This window comes from Bdellovibrio sp. SKB1291214, assembly GCF_002209355.2.
Classification (GTDB): Bacteria; Bdellovibrionota; Bdellovibrionia; order Bdellovibrionales; family Bdellovibrionaceae; genus Bdellovibrio.
In genome coordinates, this window is record NZ_CP106855.1 from 3,133,785 (window position 1) to 3,154,076 (window position 20,292).

19 protein-coding genes are annotated in these 20,292 nt (G+C 45.1%); 17 read left to right on the plus strand and 2 right to left on the minus strand.

Annotated elements, in window-relative coordinates:
* The first annotated feature begins 391 nt into the window (after positions 1 to 391).
* The gene (locus B9G69_RS15475) at positions 392 to 949 is read left to right on the plus strand and encodes a hypothetical protein (protein ID WP_088617344.1); all 558 of its coding nucleotides are present in this window, start codon (positions 392 to 394) and stop codon (positions 947 to 949) included.
* 304 nt (positions 950 to 1,253) lie between these two features.
* Entirely contained in the window at positions 1,254 to 2,291 is a 1,038-nt protein-coding gene (locus B9G69_RS15480; protein ID WP_265437823.1) for an HNH endonuclease, read from the plus strand.
* A gap of 157 nt (positions 2,292 to 2,448) precedes the next feature.
* On the opposite strand, the gene B9G69_RS15485 is transcribed toward B9G69_RS15480, so the two are convergent.
* Complete coding sequence (locus B9G69_RS15485; protein ID WP_141096868.1) at positions 2,449 to 3,018, minus strand: hypothetical protein; 570 nt, start codon at positions 3,016 to 3,018, stop codon at positions 2,449 to 2,451.
* Positions 3,019 to 3,176: 158 nt separating this feature from the next.
* On the opposite strand from B9G69_RS15485, the gene gspC reads away from it, so the two are divergent.
* The 4 genes from gspC to gspF are packed head-to-tail and all read left to right on the plus strand — an operon-like array spanning position 3,177 to position 9,347.
* Entirely contained in the window at positions 3,177 to 4,094 is a 918-nt protein-coding gene (gspC, locus tag B9G69_RS15490) for a type II secretion system protein GspC (protein WP_088614353.1), read from the plus strand.
* A 20-nt stretch (positions 4,095 to 4,114) separates the two neighbouring features.
* Entirely contained in the window at positions 4,115 to 6,385 is a 2,271-nt protein-coding gene (gene gspD / locus B9G69_RS15495; RefSeq protein ID WP_088614352.1) for a type II secretion system secretin GspD, read from the plus strand.
* Positions 6,386 to 6,436: 51 nt separating this feature from the next.
* On the plus strand, positions 6,437 to 8,128 hold the full coding sequence (gspE, locus tag B9G69_RS15500; RefSeq protein WP_088614351.1) for a type II secretion system ATPase GspE: 1,692 nt from the start codon (positions 6,437 to 6,439) through the stop codon (positions 8,126 to 8,128).
* 1 nt (position 8,129) lies between these two features.
* Positions 8,130 to 9,347, plus strand: a complete 1,218-nt coding sequence (gene gspF / locus B9G69_RS15505; RefSeq protein ID WP_088614350.1) for a type II secretion system inner membrane protein GspF — start codon at positions 8,130 to 8,132, stop codon at positions 9,345 to 9,347.
* Positions 9,348 to 9,355: 8 nt separating this feature from the next.
* On the opposite strand, the gene B9G69_RS15510 is transcribed toward gspF, so the two are convergent.
* Complete coding sequence (locus B9G69_RS15510; protein ID WP_141096867.1) at positions 9,356 to 9,994, minus strand: dihydrofolate reductase family protein; 639 nt, start codon at positions 9,992 to 9,994, stop codon at positions 9,356 to 9,358.
* Between the two features lie 539 nt (positions 9,995 to 10,533).
* Between B9G69_RS15510 and gspG the strand changes: the two genes are divergently transcribed.
* From gspG to B9G69_RS15565, 11 genes are all read left to right on the plus strand, one after another.
* The gene (gene gspG / locus B9G69_RS15515) at positions 10,534 to 10,935 is read left to right on the plus strand and encodes a type II secretion system major pseudopilin GspG (RefSeq protein WP_088614348.1); all 402 of its coding nucleotides are present in this window, start codon (positions 10,534 to 10,536) and stop codon (positions 10,933 to 10,935) included.
* Positions 10,936 to 10,938: 3 nt separating this feature from the next.
* Entirely contained in the window at positions 10,939 to 11,535 is a 597-nt protein-coding gene (locus B9G69_RS15520; protein WP_265437824.1) for a pilus assembly FimT family protein, read from the plus strand.
* Positions 11,532 to 12,023: a type IV pilus modification PilV family protein gene (locus B9G69_RS15525; RefSeq protein ID WP_088614347.1), complete on the plus strand. Its 492-nt coding sequence runs from the start codon at positions 11,532 to 11,534 to the stop codon at positions 12,021 to 12,023. The genes B9G69_RS15520 and B9G69_RS15525 overlap by 4 nt, the downstream gene beginning before the upstream one ends.
* Entirely contained in the window at positions 12,023 to 12,895 is an 873-nt protein-coding gene (locus B9G69_RS15530; protein WP_254916743.1) for a type II secretion system protein GspJ, read from the plus strand. The genes B9G69_RS15525 and B9G69_RS15530 overlap by 1 nt, the downstream gene beginning before the upstream one ends.
* Positions 12,892 to 14,148, plus strand: coding sequence for a general secretion pathway protein GspK (locus B9G69_RS15535; protein WP_254916742.1), 1,257 nt, complete (start codon positions 12,892 to 12,894; stop codon positions 14,146 to 14,148). Before B9G69_RS15530 ends, B9G69_RS15535 begins: the two co-directional genes overlap by 4 nt.
* A 94-nt stretch (positions 14,149 to 14,242) precedes the next feature.
* Positions 14,243 to 15,913, plus strand: a complete 1,671-nt coding sequence (pilM, locus tag B9G69_RS15540) for a pilus assembly protein PilM (RefSeq protein ID WP_088614345.1) — start codon at positions 14,243 to 14,245, stop codon at positions 15,911 to 15,913.
* The gene (locus B9G69_RS15545; RefSeq protein ID WP_088614344.1) at positions 15,910 to 16,599 is read left to right on the plus strand and encodes a hypothetical protein; all 690 of its coding nucleotides are present in this window, start codon (positions 15,910 to 15,912) and stop codon (positions 16,597 to 16,599) included. Before pilM ends, B9G69_RS15545 begins: the two co-directional genes overlap by 4 nt.
* The gene (gene gspN, locus B9G69_RS15550) at positions 16,599 to 17,564 is read left to right on the plus strand and encodes a type II secretion system protein GspN (protein WP_088614343.1); all 966 of its coding nucleotides are present in this window, start codon (positions 16,599 to 16,601) and stop codon (positions 17,562 to 17,564) included. The genes B9G69_RS15545 and gspN overlap by 1 nt, the downstream gene beginning before the upstream one ends.
* Before the next feature lie 164 nt (positions 17,565 to 17,728).
* Positions 17,729 to 18,166 (plus strand): single-stranded DNA-binding protein, encoded by a 438-nt coding sequence (locus B9G69_RS15555; protein WP_088614342.1) that lies wholly within the window; start codon positions 17,729 to 17,731, stop codon positions 18,164 to 18,166.
* Positions 18,167 to 18,804: 638 nt separating this feature from the next.
* Positions 18,805 to 19,218, plus strand: a complete 414-nt coding sequence (locus B9G69_RS15560) for a hypothetical protein (RefSeq protein ID WP_088614341.1) — start codon at positions 18,805 to 18,807, stop codon at positions 19,216 to 19,218.
* A complete protein-coding gene (locus B9G69_RS15565; RefSeq protein WP_088614340.1) occupies positions 19,215 to 20,174 on the plus strand; it encodes a hypothetical protein in 960 nt (319 codons plus the stop codon). The genes B9G69_RS15560 and B9G69_RS15565 overlap by 4 nt, the downstream gene beginning before the upstream one ends.
* Positions 20,175 to 20,292 lie beyond the last annotated feature (118 nt).

The window sequence follows — 20,292 nt, forward strand, 5'->3', positions numbered from 1 at the left end:
ATAAAAAAGGCGCCTACACGGACGCCTTTATTGATACAGTTATTTAGTTTTGAGATTTGGATTTTTGGAGACACGACGGGAGTTCGGCCCAGATTTTGGTGGCAGCACGGGTATGAGTCACCCGATTCCCACTTCTTCAGTCGGAAACGCGACGAGAAATTTACTCTTTTGAGTCTATCCATCAGCATTTAGTTGTCCCTTGAAATGCTGTAGAGGCTATCGATTCTGACAAAGTTTCGTCAATGGCCCTAACAGAACCCTGACAATTCAACGCGAGGCAACTTAGTTAAAAACCAACGGACTCATTGGAGTGAGCGATGGAGTCGCACGTTCCGCCGCTCATATATATAGTGGATGGACGATTTATCTCTCTCCCGCTAACCTTCAAAGTATGATTAAAGTGCTCGTTATAGCTGTCGTTCTCCTGACTCACCTTACTACTTTCGCCCAAACGAAAGATGATGATGATCCTTGCGACAAGCAAGAAGAGCAAGCCATCATCAAAACTTGGAATGCGTGCAAGGCGAAAAAACATAAATCCTTGAAAACCTGGAAAACTCTAGAAGAAGCCAAGTGCGCTATCGAGGATGCAATTAGAAAGAGAGAATCAAAAACACTTTTGCCCTACGTGGGCTGCGACGCTTACGACAGCACTCGCAACGAACTGCATTGTCTTTCTAACGAATTCGTCCTTGTAAAAAACAATATTCACACCCTGGGAGAATATTCATTGGGAGAAAAGACTCTAAAATCTTCCAAATGGATCACTCCGACAGACAAGGAGAAAAAAGATGTCCTTTCTTTATGTGGAGCTGACTATGGTTTTAAAGCGGCTTTCAACTCCTGCGATCCAACTGAAAAAATTCAACCCATCGTTGATATAGCAAAATCAAAATATGGCTACTACCTCATAGGCCTTTCTATCTCGGGAGTCGCAATCCCTAAATGAAACCACGGACAAGAGTTCATTCATTCATTGACTTTGGCGCTACCAAGAAACGATGCTTCAATTACTAACTATTTAAAATTTTCTTCTTGTCGTATTTTTTCATTCGCGAGAACGGTTTAGGCGAAGATCTTTTAAATCATTTGCGATCCTTCTGGTGTTAGAAAAACCCTCTTTACCTAGACGATCCTTGAACCCTTCAATGATGTTTTAGACTCAATCCACTGCCAGCAATGGCGCCACTAATATGCCGAAAAAATGGTTTTTATAAACCTGTGGTAGAACTCTTTCGAACAAGGAGTTTCCTATGATTCTATCCGCACTCTCAAACGAAGAATTATCTGGCCGCTTGGAAACACTGGCGCATTCTGAACGTAAGATCACACACCTAATTTTGATTCATATTAATGAAATGGAATCGCGTCGTCTTTATGCAGAATTGGGATTTGATTCTATGTTTCGTTATCTAACTCGACATCTAAAGTACAGCGAAGATGCCGCTTATCGCAGACTGAGCGCCGCCCGCCTCCTTAAGAAATCTCCAGAGATCGCTAATCGGCTTGAAAACGGAAGTTTGAATTTAACTCAGCTTGCGCAAGTTCAATCTGCTCTTCGCCAAGATGCTAAGTTTAATCTAAACGATTCAACGATAGCATCGGACGGTATTCCCCAAATTCTAGACAAGATCGAAAACAAATCGTCTTTCGAAACCAAAAAGACGCTGACACAGGAGTTTAAACTTCCAATCGCAAAGCATGAAGTTTTGGAACCACAACGTGATGATTCCGTTCGCTTAGAAATTACATTAACTACAGAACAATTGAAAACTTTAGAAACTGCGCGGGATTTAATGTCGCATCTTTTACCGAATGGAAACTGGGCTGATTTTCTAACTTTACTGGCAGAAAAACAAATTCAAAAAATCCTTGGCAAGGACGTATTGGAGACTTCTAAGTCAGAAACAGGCAAATTGCTGAAACCCACCTCGGATATCGAGAATGATACAAAAAGGTCATCTCTCGATGTCTCCTGTCTCACAAAGGTTGAACTTGTCCAAGAATCACTTCCGGCAAAAAGCTCAACGCATAGTTTCTTGGCAGCGCGAAAGCGTGGGCACATTAAGGCCACGACAAAGCGCGGGCTATTGGCTGCTGCAAATTACCGCTGTGAATATAAAAATCAAAATACGGGAATCAAATGTGATTCAAAGTATCAGCTTCAAATAGATCATATCCAACCAATTGCTCTAGGTGGAAAAGATGATAAGCAAAACCTTAGGGTCCTTTGTCGAACTCATAACTTAATGGTGGCTTCGCAAATGGGATTACCTTGGAGGATTGATTAGCTCTTAAAGGCGCTTTGCTATTTCAAGCAGGGAATTTTTAAGCGCGAGATTGGGCCTACAACAGGAAGTTGGTTTCGCGCTTTGGTTATACCAAATTCGAAGGCTTGCCGGTGAAACCCGATGACGAATGGAGGAAAAAAACCGCGTTTCCGCGGTTTTAGTTCACTGCTTGTTGGTATTCGTCGAAGCTGTCTCGAACCTGAGGCCAGAACCAGCTAAGGTTTGGGTCTGCTGAAATGACATCTTTGATTTGCACTTCAACGTCTTTGCGAGTTGTGACTTCACGACGCAGCCAGAACTCCACTTCATCATAGCCGGGGCCGATGATCGTGATTTCGACTTTATCCATGAAATGCAAAAGATGAAGATCCTTAGTGGCTACTTCTCTACCCGCTACCTTAGCGTTGATAAAGTTGTGCACCACGTTCTTTAGTTCATCTAAAGAACGATGATTGATTCTTCTCAGAATCAAATCCGCACGCTGATCTCTGTTGACCCAGCGTTGGTGTAAGCCTCTTTGCACAAGGTTGATCAAAAGAGTGCGTAACACACTCGGTGTCTGACGAAATTCTTCATCAGACAGTGACATTACCTGCATCAAGTCTACGTAGCGCGCCTGCTCCTGGCCGCGACGAAGGGAGGTAAGCACTTCGGGAATGCGCAAAACAGATTCACGAATCCCTAATAGATCAATTCCTGCTCCATCCGTGAAGTAGAGAATTCTCATAACTTTATCATGGCCTATCTTTTTGGATTTTAAATGGAAAATCAGAGCGTTAGGACCATGGTCTAGCATGTATTTTTTGATGCAGCCCTCCCATTTTTTAGGTACCATAGTCTGAGGCCCAAGGACTAGGTGCTGGAAAAAACAAAGGATTTGCAACTGTGATTTCACGTAACCAAAAAAATCAGCGTCCACCATTTGAACGATGGTATGCATATATTTTATTTATCTTTATTGGTTACTGCTTGGCCGACTTGGCAATTCTTTCATATCGCGATCGCATGTTGCCACAGTCTGCGCCCCCTGCTCACCCTAAAGCACCCGCTGTTGCTAACAATATGAGTTCAGGATTTTATAACAACATCGCAAGCAGAAATATTTTTGCTTCAAATGGTTTGATCCCAGATGCCTTGGTCGACAAAAACAAAGGCAACACTCCTGAGAAAGAAGCCGATCCTGTTCCTTCACAATTACCATTGAATTTGATAGGTACACTGGTGCACTCGACACCGGAAAAATCCATCGCATCCATCGAGATTCGCGGTAAAAATCAAGTCATCTCCTACTCTCCAGGTAAAGAGATTGAAGGCATGGCAAATGTCGTTCGCATCGAGAGACAAAAAGTGATCTTCCGCAATTTGAATTCAAATCGTCTTGAGTTCATCGAGATCAAAAAAGAAGGTAACAAAGTAAGCTTTGCAGCGAGCAAACCTTCTGTCACAACAACAGGACAAGAAGTTAAGAAAACTGGTGACAACACGTTCGCCATCAAACGCACGGACTTGTTGAAGTACACGAATGATTTGTCAAGCATCTTGATGCAAGCCCGTGCGGTTCCAAATCGTGAACCAGGCACAGGGAACATCAATGGCTTCCGTATTTTAGATATGCAACCTGGCAGTATTTACGAACAACTCGGCATCCAACGCATGGACGTTCTAAAAACTGTGGATGGCACCTTAGTAGACAGCCCCGCTAAGGCCATGGAGTTGTACCAAAACTTGAAGAACAACAACAAGATCACTCTTCAAGTTGAGCGCAACGGCAAAACTGAAACTATGACTTATAATATTCAATAACTCCCTCAGGAGGAGAGAGAATGAAAAAACCCATCAAGCCCGTCAGCATAGGAATTGCTTCATTGATGACTGCTTCGCAGCTAGTAGGAACTACTGCGCACGCTCAATTTGAAAACTTCCCTCCACCTCCCCCGCCGCCAGATTTTGGCAACGCGGATAACAGCGGTTTCGCCACTCCAGATGCTCCAGCGGCTTCAGGCGGAGTTCGCGGCGATTCTCACTCAGGTGACGACGGCGGTGTCTTAAACAAAAGCCAACGTGACAAGTTTGCGAAAGCTGCCACAGAGGATATCAACAGCAAAAATTTCCCGCAGACTATTGAGTCTTTCGACTATCCGAATGTTGAAATCACGGAGCTTGCAAAAGCCATGGGCGAACTGACTGGTAAGAACTTTATCGTCGACCCTGGTGTGCGCGGTAAAATTACGATCAGCGCTCCATCGAAAATCACTGTCGCGGAAGCTTACAATGCGTTCTTGTCAGCCCTTGCAATCAACGGTTTCACAGTTGTTCCATCTGGGGGCTTCTTAAAAATCAAGTCTGCAAGAAATGCTCAACGTGATAATATCGAAGTTTATTCTGGCGCTTACTATCCAAATACAGATCAAATGATCACTCGTATTATTCACTTGAAGCACATTTCTGCCGCTCAAGTGAATCGTGATCTTCGTATCTTGCCTTCAAAAGATGGCGAGATGAATATCTACGAACCAACGAACTCTATCATCATTTCTGACTACGGCTCTAACATTGACCGCGTTATGCGCATCATCAGCCAGTTGGACGTACCGGGATTTGAAGAACAACTTGAAGTAATCCCTATCAAGTTCGCGAAAGCCAAAGACCTTGCGGACCTGGTTGATAAAATCGTCAATAAAGGTAATAAAACTCAAGGTTCTGCTCCAGGTACATTTACTGCGGGCGTTCCAAGATTCTCTCGTTCATCAGGGACTTCTGCTCAACAGGGGGCAAGTTTCTTTATGGCGATCCCTGATGACAGAACGAATTCTATTATCGTAGTTGGTAATAAATCCGGTATCGTGCGTATTAAAAAATTGATCTCTCAGTTGGATTTTAAAATCCGCGCTGAAGATTCTGGCGGCGTTTACGTTTATTACATCAAAAACGGTGACGCGGAAAAAATCGCACAAACTTTGTCTGGCGTTACTAAAGATGCCGCTCCGAAAGCAAACTCAGGTCCAAGCTTGTTAGCCCCTATCGGTGGTCAAATGCAGGCTCCTCAAGAAATTTTCGGCGGCGACGTGAAAATCACAGCTGACAAAGCAACAAACAGCTTGGTTATCACGGCGTCAAAACAAGACTATGAAGTTGTTTTGAATATCTTGAACAAAATCGACATCGCTCGTGACCAAGTTTACGTTGAAGCGATCATCATGGAGATGAGTGCTTCTGATATCGATTCTTGGGGTGTTGGTTACTATCAATACGGCGAGAATGGTTATGGTAAAGTCGGTTTCAATGGTGGAATCAATCTAACTGACATGCTGAGCCCGACTGGTGGTTCTGGTGCGATCTTGGGCTTCGGTTCAGGAAAAACTGTCACTATCACTCCGACAACGGGTGGTACAGCTATCACGATCCCTTCTTTGATCGGTTTCATCAATTTCTTGAAACAAACGAAGAAAGCCAACATCTTGTCGACTCCGACGATCATCGCTTTGGATAACAACGAAGCCGAGATCGAAGTGGGTGACCAAGTTGTAACAAGTATTCAGCAAAGCATCTCAGGTACGAGTGGAACTACAACTGTAACGCCAACACTGAGTGATGCGTCAATCAAGCTTCACATCAAACCGTTTATCAGTCCTTCTTCGAATTCCATCCGAATGGAAATTAAGCAGTCTGTTGCTCAAATTTCATCAGTGGCAGTCCCTAAAGATTTCCAGAATAATACAAAGCCTCTTGCTAAACGTTCTATCAATACGATGATCAACGTGAAAAATGGTGACACGGCGATTCTCGGCGGCTTGATTAAAGAAGATGAAGTTGAATCTGTTGTGAAAGTACCTCTTTTGGGGGACATCCCTATCCTGGGCTGGTTGTTCAAGTCCCGTTCAACAGAAAAGACAAAAACCAACATGGTTTCATTCCTAACTCCGAAAATCATTCGTAACTCAGGCGATGTGAACCAGGTTGTTTCTAAGCGTTTGGAAGATCGCATTAACTACATCAAAGACCAGGGCGGAAAAGACCCTTATGGTGCTAAGATTGATCCGATCTACCAAAAAGCTAAAGGTGATGCGTCTACTTCAGAAAATGTTCAAGAGTAGTTTTAGCGGTGGTTCTTCCCTCAAGAACCACCCTTTTTTAGAGGAACTTTAATGGCCACTGTGGATGTTCTGACAATTCTTTCAAAAGCAACTTCGCTGTCACAGGATCAATTGCGTTCTGTGCTAGCCAACCCGTCCGTTGTAAGACCTGTGACGGTCGGTGAAGCTTTAAATCAGAAGGAATTCTCCACAGCGGATGAAGTCGTCAGTGATCTGTGCAAAGAATTGGGGTTGGATTTTATCCGCGATATCCCCGTTGCAGATATCAATGCTGACTTGATCCGAGATATTCCTATCAATTACGCAAAACAACAGCAGGTTCTTCCCTATAAAGATGAGCCCGATCAGTTGATCGCTCTTACAAGCAACCCCGTGAACCTGAAAGCCCTGGATGACTTAAAGGTTTTATTCGGAAAAAAAGTTCGTCCTCTTGTGACGACGGTGATTCGCATTCAAGATGCAATCAACAAAGTGTATGAAAAATCCACGGCGAATCTTTCGGGCCTGGATGAAATCGATGAAGAAGACTATGACCTCGACGACCCTATCGTCGACCTTTTGGAAGCTGGCGAGGACGACGCGCCGGTGATCAAAATGGTGAACAGTCTTTTGTTCCGTGCCGTCAAAGAAAAAGCCTCCGATATCCATATCGAGCCCTATGAAAAAGACATGGTCGTACGCTTCCGTACCGACGGTGTATTGATGGACGTCTTTAAACCACCAAAAAAACTTCAAAACGCCATCACATCCCGTATCAAAGTTATGGCGAACTTAAACATCGCAGAAAAACGTCTGCCACAAGACGGCCGTATTCCTTTGAAGGTCGGTGGTAAAGACATCGATATTCGTCTTTCCACAGTGCCTGCCGCTTACGGCGAGCGCTTGGTTATGCGTATTCAAGATAGATCGACAGTTATTTTAGAACTTGAGCAACTGGGTTTCTCGAAGGAAAACTTGGATCGCTTGGATGATTTATTATCGCGTAATGACGGCATCATGCTTGTAACCGGCCCAACGGGTTCTGGTAAATCCACGACTCTGTATGGTGCTTTAACGAAATTAAACAAACCTGACGTAAACATCCTGACAGTTGAAGATCCGGTGGAGCAACGTATCCACGGGATTGGTCAGGTACAAACGAATTCTAAGATCGGCCTGACCTTCGCTGCGGGTTTAAGATCTTTCCTTCGTCAAGATCCAGATATTATCATGGTCGGTGAGATTCGTGACTTGGAAACGGCGGAACTTGCAATTCAGGCATCACTTACGGGTCACTTGGTTTTATCGACTCTGCATACGAACGATTCAGCAGGTGCTTTCCCACGTTTGATTGACTTCGGCGTAGAGCCATTCTTGATTGCAACTTCAGTTATGGGAGTTATTGCTCAACGTCTTGTGCGCGTTCTGTGCCCTCACTGTAAAGCGCCTTACGAGCCATCTGATTTTGAATTGTCTTTATTGGGTGTCACTCGCGAGGTTGCTAAAGCTAGCCACATCTGCAAAGCCATGGGCTGTTCAGAGTGTGGGCAAAAAGGATATTCCGGTCGTACGACGATCAGTGAATTGATGGTTGTGACGGATGATATTCGTTCTTTGATCATGCAACGTAAAGATGGTGCGACGCTCAAGAAACAAGCATTGGCCAACGGAATGAAAACTTTCCGTGACCATGGTATTGCCAAAGTACTAGCTGGTGTGACTACAATTGAACAGCTAACTACGAATACGCAACTGGATCTATAATATGCCAATTTTTGAGTACAAGGGCCTTACACGTGACGGAAGAAACACCAAAGGTGTGATCGACGCAGAAAACCTGCGTGCTGCCCGTGCTAAACTCAAAAAAGACAATATTTACGTCGTCGATATCAAAGATAAAAAGAAAATCGACACCAAAAAAAGAGGCGCTCCCCGCGCGACAAAATCCGTGGGCGTTAAAGACCTCTCTTTGATGACTCGTCAGCTGGCGACCCTAGTAAAAGCAAACATTCCCCTCGTCGATGCGCTAACAGCAATTTCTGAACAAGTTGAAAATCCAACTTTGGCTGAGGCCATTGCTGATTGTAAAAACATGGTTAACGAGGGATCCCCATTCTATAAGGCCCTGCAAAAATACCCAACGATCTTCACCAAAATTTACATTTCGATGGTTGAAGCCGGAGAAATGTCAGGCTCATTGGATGTCATCTTGATGCGTCTGGCAGAGTTTACAGAGGCTCAATCTGAGCTTCGCGCCAAAGTCTCAAGTGCGATGACTTATCCGGTGATCATGCTTGTCGTAACGATGGGTTTGCTTTCGTTCCTATTCATCTTCCTCATTCCGAAAATGGTGACGGTATTTGAGTCAGCACCAAACTTGGTTCTGCCTTGGTACACGGTTGCTATGATTAATGCTTCCCAATTCATGGTGAATTATTGGTACATTATCTTTGGTGGTGTTTTTATCGCCATCGTGATGTTCCGCAACTGGAAGTCCACTCCGTCTGGCAGAAACCAATGGGATGCGATCTCGCTTAAACTTCCGATTGCAGGGGCTGCCGTTCGTATGGTTGCGGTTTCTCGCTTCACTCGCACACTGGCGACACTTTTAAACGGTGGTGTTCCCATGCTAACGGCCCTGGACATCGTTAAAAACGTTGTCGACAATCACGTCTTGGCAGTTGCGATCGAAGAAGCCCGCAACAACATTGCAGAGGGTGAATCCATCGCAGGTCCCTTAAGAAAGTCCAATCAGTTTCCTCCGATCGTTATTCACATGGTCAATATCGGGGAAAAAACCGGGGACCTTGAAAACATGTTGATGCAAGTTTCCGATGCCTTCGATTTCCAAGTTAAAAACAAATTGGAATCTTTAACCTCTCTGATGGGGCCCGTAGTTATCGTTATCATGGGTTTTGCCATCGCGATGATCGTATTTGCCGTCATGATCCCAATGTTCGAAATGACAAACATGGCTGGATAGTTTCGCGATTAGAGATTCGAAGCTGGTATGAAAAGGGACTCACGAAGTCCCTTTCGTTTTTTCTGGAACCTAATTTGAGTTAACCCGTTATTTAAGGCTACAAGTTCTTTACGTTCCCAGTCCTGTTCAAAATTGCCTTCGCCAAACAATCTAATCCCCGAACCCAGAACGGTGGGTACCAGCGTCAGGATGATTTCATCAATCACGCCCCCCTTCATCAAGGTCGCAGCCAAACCCCCGCCTCCAACGATCCAAATACGATTCTTAAATTCGTGCTTTAAGTTATCAACCAAACTCACCGGATCTTCATTGGTCACGGTGACCAGCGCGAGGTCTCGCGTATCAACTTCACCTCGGGTACAAACGAACACTCTTTTGTCGGGATAAGGAAACTCCATAAAAGACATCAGCACCTCAAACGTACGACGTCCCATAACCAAAACATCCACCGAAGAAAAAAACCGATGATACTCAAAAAGATCAACCGCCTCGCCACCCAAAACAGAAAAAGAATTATGTTGCGGAATATGGCGAACCCAATCCAAGGAATCATCCGCCTTAGCAATAAACCCATCAATACTGACCGCCACATAATAGCAACAAGTCCCCATACCAAAAATGATGCGCCCACATGAAAGATCCCTCAACACACCCCCGCAAGAAACAAGAACAAAAACTTAAACTAAAACTTCAAGCTCCTGCATTGAGCTCACTACGCCCTTGGGCGCAGCAGAACGTCAGCTAAAACATTCGAAACAACCAGTTAAAGTAAAATCCAACAAACCACGATAACCCGTTGGTTTGATTCAAATTTGAACGCCTTTATATGATTGAAACACAGAAAAACTTCTTCGTTATAGTGTATGGAGAGGAGTCTGCCTTCGAGTTCCGCAGGCCTGTGGGAAACAAAGAAAGCACAATTGTAAATCGAGCCCCAAACAAAACTTAAGGAGCACAAGAAACGAGCGAGGATACGAATGCCATGATGGCATTCGTACGCGTAGCCCGAAGGGGCAATGGCAGGAGCCATTGACACTGCCCGAGATAAGCAGACACCTCTCCATACACTTTAACGAAGCAACGCCAACCTGCGTTTTAACAAGACAAAAGACGCCTCAAAGAAGAAGCAACCCTTTACGCCGATACCCGAGTCTGTTAAGATTTCACAGCTAACAAGGAGTTTCGAATGTTCATTAGCAATCGTAAGGGTATGACTTTGATCGAGATCATGATCGTACTTGCTATCATCGGTGGTATCGCTGCCCTCTTGCTTCCTCGCCTAACGGGTCAGTTGGATAAAGCAAAAGTAAGACAAACAAAAATACACATGGCGCAAATCGTGAATGCTCTGCAAATGTACTACACAGATTGCAACAAGTATCCGCAAACGTTAGAAGGTCTAACTAAAGCTGATCCTAACTGTTCTAACTGGGGTCCAGAACCATACATCAAAAAAATCACTGATGAATGGAACCACGAATACCAATACGAACTTAACGGGGCTGAGTACCACTTGAAATCCTTCGGTAAAGATGGCCGTGAAGGTGGATCCGGTTACGACGCTGACATCACATTGGACGAACAATAGTTGATGAACCGTAGGGGCTTCACCCTCATTGAGGTGATGATTGTACTAGCTATCTTAGCTGGTTTGATCGTAGTCGGAGCCCCTCGTCTTTTCAAAAAGCAAACGAACATCAGAGCGACAACTCGTCAATTCATGGCTCTAACCAAAGATGTTCGCAATAAAGCTCGCATTTATAATTCTACTTACAGATTAGTGATCAATTTGGATGGCGACAAAGCCGGAACTTATTGGGTCGAAAGAGCCAGTGGTCCCACACCTATTGATCCAGATGCCGCCGAAAAAGAACGTGAAAGACTTAAAAACAAATCGAAAGATGAGGACGGCCCACCTCCGAAATTTGCGATTGATACTTCAGTTCTGAAAAAGGAAGCACATCTTCCGGATGGGTTCCGCTTTACTCAGGTGGAAACCATGTCGGCGAAAGACCCTATTACGACGGGCACAGCATATATTCACTTCTTTGCCGAGGGATTTGTGGAAGCCTCTGCCATTCAGATTGCGGGCGGAAATAATTTAACTTGGACTCTTGTTTTTAATCCTTTAACGGGTCAAGCTGATATCATAGAGAAAGCTCAGTCGTTAAAGGATATTCAGCGGTGAGAAATAAAGGCTTCACATTGATCGAGACCGTCCTTGCGTTGGTCATCCTTTCTTCAGGTTTGTTACTTTTAGCAAATTCCTGGGGCGGAAGCTTTATGTTCGTGCGTAAGGCGCAATTTTCCACCGAAGTCACCGCCCTGCTTGAACGCAAAATGGCAGAAATTGAAATTGAATATTCCGGCAAATCCCTAGACTCCATCCCCGAAGAAAAAGAAGACGATTTCGGTTCCGAGTTTCCCCAGTACTCCTGGAAAATGGAATCCAAGGAATTCGAAGTTCCAGATATCTCTTCAACTTTGACAGCTCAAGAAGGTGGCGCCGATCAAACGTCTTTGACGATGATGAAGACACTGACCACGCATATTTCAAAATCTGTTAAAGAAGTTCGTGTTACGATTTTCTATAAAGGCGGCAAAAAGCCGATGAGCTTTTCAGCCACTCAGTATTTTGTGGATTATGATCGTGAAATCCAGCTGGGCGGCAACTGATGAAATCCCGTCGCGGCTTTACCCTTCTTGAAGTGATGATCACTATCGGCATCCTGGGCACGATGACGGTGCTTGTGGCGCAAGCCATTCAGCAAAGTATTAAGATGAAAACCAAAGTGACAACCCAAATGGATGACGTCTCTCACATGCGTGATGCCGTTCGTTTGATTCAAAAAGATATCAACTTGGCTTATCACTACCGCGATGTTGAAAAAGAACTCTCAGAGCTTTTGGCTAAGAAAAGTGCAACCACCGCACAACAACAACCAGTGACGCCTCCAGGATTTCAAGATCCCCTACAACAGCAACAACAAAGCGCCTGGAATCAACAGCTTCAAAAACGCGAGGTGCCTCGCAAAGATCCCGAAACTCACTTCGTGGGTACTGGGGAAGGTATTAACTTCGTCACGATGAACAACGCCCGCACCGTTCGCAACACTCAGCAGGCAGACTTTGTCGAGGTCGGTTACGAACTGAAAGAATGCCGCTCATTGAGTGAAAATGGCGGAACATCAAAATGTATTTGGCGCCGCACTTCCCCGTGGGTTGATTTGGATGTTACCAAGGGTGGCAGCGAAGTGGTCCTTTTAGAAAACGTCTCTGAATTTAAATTCCGCTATATGGGTAAAGGCAAACAAGACTGGGTCAGCACTTGGCGCTCAGATTCAGGTGGCGACGGTGCTTCAAAGGGTAAATTCCCTCAGGCTGTTGAGCTTTCCATTACTGTTACTAAAAAAGACAGCGGTAAAGATCGTAAATACTCCATGCAAGTTATCGTGCCGATTCATTTTCCCAACAATCCCGATGATACGTCCACAGGACAAGCGACTCAAGCTCCGGGCTTCCAACAACAGGGAGTACCGCCACAATGATGAATATTTTTAAGCCCCTTCGCAATAATCGCGGCATGGCTTTGATGATCGTCACAGCTTGTTTGATGTTCATTATGTATTTTGCGACAGAGTTAATCTCTGAAACTCGTATCGAATACGAAGTAAACTCCGCTGGATTAAATCGCATCAAAGCTTATTACGCTGCCAAATCCGGCATGCAACTCAGTCTTTTGCGTATAAAAATCTATCAACAAGCACAAAGCAAATTTGGCGCGCAAATGGGCTCGAACAGCTCGATGCTGAATATGATTTGGCAGTTCCCTTTTGCATGGCCTTTACCCGCTCCGGACGAACTAAGCGCTATCGATAAAGACGCCTTTAAGAAACTGACTAAAGAGTCTTGGATGGATGCAAGCTATATCACGACGATCGAAGACGAAGGATCTAAGATCGACTTGAACGATTTGGTCTCCCCGTCAGAATCTTTAAGAAAAATTACTAAACAGCAGCTCCTAAATATCTTCCAACAAAAAATGAAGGAAGACGATGCATGGGGCCGCGAGCATGCGAACTTTAACTTTGAAAAAGTCGTCAATAATATAGCTGACTTTATGAGCGACAAGGCCGCATCAGCAAATGGTGGCGACAAACGTCAGAACTATGCGAATCTAAATTCAGAATCTCAGTCAGACTATTTTCCACCAAATCGCACCTTCCGCACCTTGCAGGAGTTGCACTTCGTTCCTGAAATGACCGACGATCTGTACGATTTGATCGAGCCACGCGTAACGATTTACGGGATGAAAGGGATCAACCCGAATCTTGCGAGCAAAGAAGTTTTAAAATCGTTAGATCCCGGCATGACTGAAGAAATCGTTGCTGCCATCATCAAACGTCGTGATGATAAAAACGAAGGTGGACCTTTTAAAGATGCCAGAGACTTCTGGGGCTTTGTTCAATCTAAAAACATCCGCATGGAAGGTAAAGAGGACGACGTTCCTTTAGTCTTCGATTCTGTTTTTAACTTCCGCATCAGAAGCACAGGCGAATTCGCGCGATCTACCAGCGAAATCACGGTCATTGTGATGGATCTGAACAAGACTGTCGCAAAAATCAAAGACTACGTCGATAAAGACAAACAGGCCCAGAATCCCAACGGCCAAGATCAAAACCAAAACCAAAACCAGAATCAAAACCAAAACAATCAAGGCAACCAAGCTGGCAATCCACAGCAAAAAACAGATCCTCTTGCGAAGGGACCACCACGCATCGTTTATTGGGGCGAAAGATAGCCTTAGGTCGAGCCTCTATACTTAGGAAAGATTTTACTTAAGTCTAAAGCCATCATATACTTAGACCATTATCTCGTTCATGGAGGAACGGTCTTTGAAATCACTTGGTATCGACATCGGGTCAAGAAGCATAAAAGTTGTCGAAATGCAGTCAACGACGAAAGGCTTTCAAGTCTCTCAGTTCTTTGAGCATGTTCTAAGCACCAATCCTCAAAGCGATGCGGAGCTGGAGATCATTGAATATCTTCGTGATCTTTTAACTCGTTACGATCATTCGCAAACTCGCTTTATCATGGGGCTTCGTCAGGATCGCGTGGCGATTCGCAATAAATTTTTCCCCTTCAGTGATCGAATTAAAATCTATAAAAGTTTAGCTTTTGAACTGGAAGAAGATCTTCCCTTCTCCTCTGACAATGCAGTCTTTGATGCCAAAGTCATTCGCACAGTCGGCGGTGGCGCCGAAGTTCTGGCGTGCGCAGCTCCGAAAGTTCACGTTCAAAATCTGATCGACAGAGCGAAGGATATTGGCATTGAACCGACGTTGATCTCTGCCGAAGGAACAGCTTTTGGTAACTTGTTCGAACGCTGGAACGAACCTCCTCCAACAACAGTCAGCAATCCTCAAAACTATGACATGACAGAATACAAACCTGTTCGTCATGTAAAACTGGTTTTAAATATCGGTCACACTCGCACCCTCGTCTGCGCCATCGAGGGCAGCTCCGTGATTGGTGTTCGCTCGCTATTATGGGGTGGCAAAAACATCGCGGAAGCGATTGCTAAAAAATACGAGATTCCTTACATTGAAGCCTTACGTGAGCTTCAAACTAAAGCGTTCATTTTGACGAATAAGCAAGGTGCCACATTTGACCAAGTGACGTTCTCTGAAACGATCGCCAAATGTGTTCGCGAGATGACTCGTGACTTGCAGCTTTCTATTCTTGAGTTTAAGAGCGAGTTTAATGCTGAGATCATGAATATCGGTCTTACTGGCGGCACGGCACAAATTCAAAACTTGGGTCCGTTCCTGACACAAGCTTTAGAAATCCCTGCCAACCGTTTGGCGATCCTTGATACGATTCCCAATGTGGCATTTGAACGTTCCCAGGCGAACTCTGCGAAATTGGGAGTGGCGATCGGTCTTGCGATTGAAGGTTTAAAAAAACCTCGCAACCCTGCTATCAATTTCTTGCGGGGGGAATTTGCTCGCGAAAATCACCAATTCAAAGTGATTTGGGAAAAATGGGGCCATACCGCTAAACTTGCAACAGCCGCTTTGTTGGTTTTGTTCGTTTACTCTTACCTGCGCGAAGATTTCGCTTTAAGTCTTGCGGATCGCTCTCAAGAGGTTCTTAAAACTCAAGCGAAGAACGTCGCGAACTTGAGAGGCAGAAATGCCACTGAGGCAGGTATCAAGAAATACATCCGCGAAAATAAAAAGCGCGCAGCTGATTTGAAAACGTTGGCAAGCGTTGCCAACATGAACTCGGCCCTAGACATCATGAAAAAAGTCACGGACGCATCTCCGGCAAAGAATGCAGTGACTTTAGATGTTCGTACCTTCAACATTCGCGATACTCATGTGACTCTTGAAGGGTATGTCAACACTCCTCAGGAACTAAGCCTTCTGCAAAAGTCCTTATCTAACATCACTTCGGATGGTCAGATTAAAAGTCAGACTCCGGGATTGGGAACTTTGCCAGGACGCCAGGCATTTTCTTTCAGCTTTAATGTAGACCGCGGCATTCAAAAGGTGACTCGATGAATTTAGATGATTTGAAAGACAGATTTTCAACTGAACTTCGTGCCACTTGGGATCGAATCCAAGAAAGTGCAGCCTATAACCAAATGCGTGACCGCTACGAAAACATGACTCCGCCGATGCAAAAATTGACGTTGTATGGTGGTATCGCAGTGGCTGCTTTGATTGTTCTGTCAATTCCCTATGGATATTTCAGCGGCTCGACGGATGCGGTGACCGAGTTTGAAGGTAAACGTATGACGATTCGCGAGCTTTTAAAAGTTTCGCGTGAAGCTTCAGAAGTTCCGTCTATTCCGCAAGCTCCCTCGATCGATGCTTTAAGAGGCATGATCGATAACCAAATTCGCAGCGCCAATCTTTTGCCAGAGCAAATCAAGGGAACGCAATCAACAAGCGGTTCTTCGTTGATCCCTGCAAACTTAAGCGAAGGTGGCTTACAGATCCAATTGGCAAAATTGAATCTGCGACAAGTTGTGGATCTGGGATACAAATTCAGTAGCTTTTCCCCAAGTGTTAAAATGAGTGATATGACCATGACAGCGAACCGCGAAGACAACCGTTATTTTGACGTTGTTTATAAATTGGTGGCGTTAGCCGTTCCTGCCGCGCCCGTCATTGCTGCCGAGCCAGAAACACCTAAAAAAGGCTTTAACCGTAATAAGAAATCAAGAGCAGAAACGGAAGAATAATGGAAAACATCGCTAAGTTTTTTAAAGCTCTGAAAGAAAACAAAGGTAAGATCTTTGTGATGGTGGTTTCGGCTGTCATCTTTCTTTTCGTTCTTTTCCCATTCGACGACTTAAGCGATTTGATTTCCTCCCAAGTAGCCAAAGTGACCAACAACTCTGTGTACGTGACTTTTGATCGCTTGAAAATGAGCTTGCTTCCTCATCCGGGTGTGCAAATGGATCAAGTCTATATCGAGTCTGTGAAAACTCCGGCTCTGTCAGCACAAGAACTTGTTATTACTCCCTCGATCACCGGAATGATTCAACAAAAACCTTATGGTTCTGTTTCCGCAAAAGGTCTGCTTAAAGGTGACGTGAACATTTCCATGGGCAAAGGAACTCGCAGTGATAACGGTATTGAAAGACACCGCATCGAAGTGAGCGCTAAAAAAGTCGCCTTAAATGACGTGCGCGAGCTGGCAAATCTTCCGATCCTGCTAAAAGGACAATTGAATCTTGAGACCACAGCTTTAGCTGATTTGAGTTTTCAAGAACAACCCGACGTTGAAGTGAACTTGACGATCAATCAATTTGAGCTTCCCCCTTCGAATGTGAACACAGCGATGGGTCCTTTGACGTTGCCTGAATTAAAATTGAGTTCCATTGAGCTTAAAGGCCGCCTGGCGGCTGGTCGTTTCGTCATCGAGACTGGAACCATTGGTAAACCGGGCGATGAGCTTCAAGGCACTGTAAAAGGCGATATCGGCCTTACCATCGTAAATATGGGCGGTCGCTTTGGTCAGCAAATCGGCGCTTACAATTTTGACATCGATTTGCGTGCAAAAAAGTCCTTCCAAGATAAGGCCAGTTTGTTCCTGCTGATGGTGGATAACTATAAGTCCCCAACGGCTGACGGAGCTCAATATAAGTTCAAAGTTTCAGCATCAAATCCTATGATGCCTCCAAGCTTTGGCGCTGCGCGGTAGTCCGCCCGCCAAACCGCTCCCCATCTCCATTTGATTAAATCTGACCCAGAGCTGTGCTTAAATGTTGCTCAGCTTCAAATCCAAATAATTTGAGGGAGTTGTCGACTGTTGACATAGCTCCCGATCTGACAAAAAACCATAGTGGTTAATATTTTGGAGGGACAATGTCTGGAGTAAATAAAGTTATTATCGTAGGTCGTCTTGGTGCTGATCCAGAAGTGAAAGCAATCGGAAGTGGGAGCACTGTAGCTCGCCTTAACATCGCAACGAGCGAATCATGGGTTAAAGACGGTCAACGTCAGGAAAAAACTGAATGGCACCGTGTAACTGTATGGGGCAAATTGGCAGAAATCTGCGGCAAACACCTTTCTAAAGGTCGCCAAGTTTACGTTGAAGGTAAACTTCAAACTCGCTCATGGGAAGACCAACAAGGTCAAAAACGTTACGCTACAGAGATCGTAGCGAACACTGTTCAATTCCTTGGTGCTGCGGGTGCAGAATCTTCTTCTCGTTCATCTAATTCAGGTGGCGGAGATGATTTCAACTTCAACGATTTCGGACCAGAACCTAGTTTCAATTCAAACGACGAAATTCCTTTCTAGGATTTCTTCGTTCGTTGATGACGGTACGGGCTTTTCACAGTGTTGGAAAGCCCCGCGCCGCTCACCCGGCCTTCCAGGCCTTGCCGGGCTTTGATACCGCATCGTGCGGGCCCGGAGGATTCACTCCACAGGGCTCTCCCACACAGGGAAAATCCCGAAGTAATTCTCTCTTCGAAACACCCTAGAAATGAATTCCGCCGTTTGAATCCGCGCGAGCAAAGACACAAAACCACAAAAATTATCCTTAAACGTCGTGGTTCCTCCCCTCTCTCTCTGCAACGCTGCCGAACAAAACGGAGAAAACGGTTGAGAAATAAAATCGGTACCCCGATTTTATTTCGAAGGATATGTCGTATCTCAAACAAAGGACCCTTCGGCAGTCTAAACTAGTTCAATTGGTTCGAGGGGGACTGACTTGGGCGCTGGGGCCTGGGGATGTGAGTGCAGCGACCTCCGTGGGCGCCACGATGGCGCGCACTCGCCGCAGGCGAGCCACGGCTGAGCCATGGATGGCGTGTCGCGGAAGTCACGTCCCCAGGACACGGTGACCAAGGCAGGCCCCCTCGGACCGATTGGGCGAAAGCCTAGATTAAGGAGGGGGTTTTGTCTTTAGAGAGTGAGAACTTTATACTTGAAATATGAAGTCAGCAGCGTTGATTGTTATTTCTTTAATGTTTCTAGAAGGTTGTTCGGTTTATAAATCCGATGGTCGCAATCAATTTGAGGCCGCTGCTCCCGCTAAAATTAAAACTGCTTCTTTATCCGCGTCGGCTGAAATCTATAAGCTTGTCGGATGCAAAACCCAAACTCCCCTTGAGACTTGGTTTAATGATGAATTTCCTCGCACCAACTACGAACTCGTGGTGATGGAAAATGATCTGGAGATTTGGCGTACGACTCATTCGGGTTCTGTTGAAGTTAAAGCCATCCAACGTGGTGAAAACAAGTATGTCCAAAGCTGTTCCTATGAATTTGCGACAGCTGCTATTTGGGATCTTTACCGAGAGCAATTTATCCGTGAACTTGAAAACAACTTGATGATCAGCGAATGAATAAATTCACTTTTGCACTTTGCCTTAGCTTTATTTTAAGTCTTCCTGCTCTTGCAGCGCAGGTGATCGCCGTTAAAGGTGGTAAGGTTATGGTAAACCTTGAGGGTGCAGAAGTTGCTCCCGGTGACGAATTCTTTTTGATCAATCCAGCAAACAATAAAAAAAGTGCGATCATCCGCGTGAAGCAAACCAAAAACGGCAAGGCTGTCGCGGATGTCATTACAGGTCGCGCTACTGTCGGCAGCACTCTGCAAGCAAAAGCGGCCAGCGTCGGTGGAGGTGGCAAAAAAACGTCTAAATCCTCTGCCACCTCGACCGCTCGTCAAAATGATACTCTCTCTCGCGCAAAAACTCCCGAAGAAGAAGCGGCGGCATTTGACAATGCCCGGGACCTCAGCTTTTCCCGAACATTAAAAAACTCTTACGGTTTTTTGGGTCAGTATTCGATGGACTCGATGACTCCTACAATCAAGGAAAGTGTTGCTATCAATCCAGCAGAACAACCGCAACTGAAAGGTTCTGGTATGGGCGCCGGTGCCTTTTATGAGTGGGCGTTAACTCGCACAATCACCGTGCGCACGACTGGGATTTTTGAGCAATTCAATGTATCTGGCAACACTCAAAAAAATGTAGGATGTAAAGGCTCTACCAACTGTAGTGCTAACATCAACTATCTATCGGGATACGCCTTGGGAAAATACTACTTCACTCAAGGTCGCATCCGTTCGTGGGCTGGGATCGGTGGTGGCTTTTTGATCGCCGTTTCAAAATCAGCCACGGCATTAGACGAAAACCAAATTGCAACCAATCAAGTGATGATTTTGGCTGCGGGTGGCGAGTATCAATTAAATCGCAAAACATTCATTCCGTTCAGTGTCGGATACACTTACTTCCCGCCTTCTAGCACAGTGACTGCCAGTGCGCTCGTCTTCCAAGTCGGCTATGGCTGGCAGTAATTACAGGTTTGTCGACCTTTTCGACATGCAGACGTGCATTGAGTTTTCGCCTACTTAACGAGTCCTTTTTAAAACTTCAATCGGTACTTAGTATTAAGAAGCGAATATCTTCTACATT